At 39.3% G+C, this 3155-nt stretch carries 3 protein-coding genes; all 3 read left to right on the top strand.

Features of this window, described 5'->3' with window-relative positions; all coding sequences use genetic code 11:
* The first annotated feature begins 290 nt into the window (after positions 1-290).
* The 3 genes from FTT64_RS14260 to FTT64_RS14250 are packed head-to-tail and all read left to right on the top strand — an operon-like array spanning position 291 to position 2873.
* A complete protein-coding gene (locus FTT64_RS14260) occupies positions 291-725 on the top strand; it encodes a type II secretion system protein J (RefSeq protein WP_180182513.1) in 435 nt (144 codons plus the stop codon).
* 11 nt (positions 726-736) lie between these two features.
* Positions 737-1441, top strand: coding sequence for a prepilin-type N-terminal cleavage/methylation domain-containing protein (locus FTT64_RS14255; protein ID WP_180182514.1), 705 nt, complete (start codon positions 737-739; stop codon positions 1439-1441).
* A 13-nt stretch (positions 1442-1454) separates the two neighbouring features.
* Positions 1455-2873: a hypothetical protein gene (locus tag FTT64_RS14250; protein ID WP_180182515.1), complete on the top strand. Its 1419-nt coding sequence runs from the start codon at positions 1455-1457 to the stop codon at positions 2871-2873.
* Positions 2874-3155: the final 282 nt, after the last annotated feature.

Here is a 3155-nt window from a genome sequence, read left to right as displayed (position 1 = left end):
TTTGATTCCTTTAGCAAATTCTGCTGCAAGGTCTTTTAGTTTTTGTTCGTTCATCATGTTGCCTGACTCCGTTGTGAATATGAACATAGCAAATTCAGGCAATTACACAATTTAATTTACAGTCTCTGACAGTACTGTTTTATGGAGTACAAAATATCCTGCGGCTGTCTCGATAACGTTAAATGCTCCTTCTGGTTCTTCTTGTACAGCTATTCAGTTAAATAACAATGCTGCACTCATAGATACAACTTGTACTGGTGGCTATACAATATCTCGCTCAGGAATTTCTAATGTTACAGTTACAGCACAGTTCTAAATATCAGCATCAGGCCGGTATTACACTGATCGAAGTGCTGATTTCTTTACTATTAATGGCGATTATTGGTTTAGGTGGTGCTTATATTGCTGCGCGTACGGCTGTTGTGCAGAGGGATGGTAACATTCAAATTCAGACCATTAACAAAATGCGCCAGATTGCAGTGAAGGCAGATACTTCAAGCTGTGTTAATACGAGTAGCATTACAATTAATGGTACAAGTGTCACAACACCATGCACTTTGATTTCAACTAACTATACAGTAAATGCATCTGTTACTAGTAATCCACCAAGCCCAGGCGCAGGCACAGCCTATTCAGCAAGCGTAACTGTCCAGTCTCCTTCTATATACGTTCTCGATGATAACGATAATTCATTTATCCCTGTTAAATCGGTTATTTCTCCCTGAAGGTAGGTCAAATGAGTAGTACAATAAAAAAACAGCAGGGTATGTCACTGATTGAGATTATGGTTGCGCTAACCATATCTTTGGTTATTATTTTAGCGATATTAAGAGCTTATGTTTCTTTGGGGTATGTCTCTGCTGAAACGACACGCGGTGCCAGCATTGATGCCAATATTATGAAAGGCTTGATTGTTGCTGACCGTATTTTGCAGGGAGTGGGTTATAACATGACTGCACCTACAGATTCTTATGGGAATAGCAGTGATAAGTTAATTCAAGCCTACGACACCGGAGGTACAGCAACGGCTTTAAATACTGATGCTGCTGCAATCGTATGGAAATTATCAAGTGGTAATTGCCAAGCATTAAAATCCACAGGTAAGAGTTTAATTTATTATCTTGGTACAGGTGGTGCAGGATATAGCTGTACGACGTTAGCACTTCCTACCTCTCCAACCACCACACCTTCACAAACGTTAATTTCCACTGCTCCTGATATGCCGAGTACTGTGAATTCAGGTGTAGGAAACATATCGCTGAGAGTGACTAAATTAACAGGTTCTGATATTTGCACACCTTTTGGTGTAACGAACACGACGGCAACGGCATCTGGTGGTAAGTATTATGTAGAAGTAAAAGCCAATATTTATGCCACCAGTACCAGTTCTACATTATCTGCTCTAAGTAATTCAACCTGTTTATTTAATGTGACTACCTAAGGGAGCGTTTAATATGTGTAATCATCAAGTTTTTCGAACTATGCGTTTCCCTGTGAATAGTAGACAAATGCATAAACAGGCTGGGTTTGCTTCTATTTTGCTTATTCTATTGATTGGTCTTGCCTTAACCACTTTGGTTATCGGTATGGTCACTTCTGTACGGAGTTTGCAAGATAGTTCACTGACAACTCATGCACAAACGCAGGCGCAGATTAAGTCGGCGATTGGGTATCAGGCTTTATCTGGTCTTTTAGAAACTTTGAATGCTACACAGATTGATCAAATCGATAATGGTGAGATAAAGGATGGCACCACTCTGACAGCGACTTATAAAAAAGTAACTACCGATTGTCCTGCCGAAGCAGGTGGTACCCAATATTTTTGTTATGACATAACCGCAAAAAGCGGCGGTGCTTCTTCCGTGGTTCGGGCAATTTATACAGAGATAACGACAGGAGGAGGGGCTTTTGATGGTTCAATCTTTGCTGGGGGGTTAGAAGTAGGCCACGAGAGAAATCTACAGGGTAATCAGACGATACAGGTAGGAGATGCGGGAAAAGGTAGCGGTATCGTTAAGGGTAATGGTAATAATTATTATACAGTAGAAGATTTTTTGGATGGAACAGGTTTTACAGTGAAGCCTTACCAGCCAACAACTTTTTTAACCGCTGAGGAGTTGCGTCCATCTTCAAATTATATTTTTTATGCAAATGGCAAGTGCGCTAAAAATAATTTATATGGCGCTAGTATTTATAATACTGAAACAGAACCAGTAACTTGCAGTAGTATTTCTGGTATTACGGTTAGCGGTAGTGGGGCTAGTAAAAAATGGACAATTGATGCTGCCAGTTCAGCAATTCCAGCAGGCGTACTGTGGTTTGAGGGAGAGGTTGATATTAATCTAAAGTCCTCTCGTGATTTAGTGAACACAATCATTGCAACTGGAGATATGCAAGTTATTACTACTAACCAAGGGGGGGCTGGTAAGGCTTATGCACCTTATCATTATTATTTGGAATCTAGTACAGATTTGACTACAAAAAAAGCTAGAATATGTGGCTCGAGTGCAACTGGTATACCGACACAATATTGCGATACGACGGGAACACTTAAAACAATAGATACAGAACGAACTAAAATTTCAAATATTTTGTTCTTCAGTGATAAAATCATAACTTTTGAGGTTAAAAATAACAGTCCTATGAGCCTTTATGGAAATATTATGGGTATTGGTGGTGGAGGAGGTACATCTTCTTCAGGTAAGTTTAATGGTACAGGAGTAATCAATATTAAGGGTAATTTAACTTTTACAGGAAAAGGTGTAACTAAATTAAATGGTCATGTTAACGTAATACTAAATAATGGGAGCAGTGGTGGGAGTGCTACGCCTGCTCAAAAGGTTATGACATTATCTGGTTTGCGTTATATGTGAGATTTTATTGGTAGAACTTGGCGGATTCAAGCGACAAGTACAACAGTATAAAAATCAGAGACAACTTCACTGGGTGTATACCCAGCCCAGTGACTTTCTAGGACAATTTTTAGAGCGGATTCTATCTGGTAGAGATAATCGCCTTAGCTTTAGAGGAGACTGTAAATTAAATTGTGTAATTGCCTGAATTTGCTATGTTCATATTCACAACGGAGTCAGGCAACATGATGAACGAACAAAAACTAAAAGACCTTGCAGCAGAATTTGCTAAAGGAATCAAAA

The organism is Acinetobacter sp. Q186-3 (genome assembly GCF_013420655.1).
Taxonomy (GTDB): Bacteria; Pseudomonadota; Gammaproteobacteria; order Pseudomonadales; family Moraxellaceae; genus Acinetobacter; species Acinetobacter indicus.
This window is presented reverse-complemented; position numbering and strand designations above follow the sequence as displayed.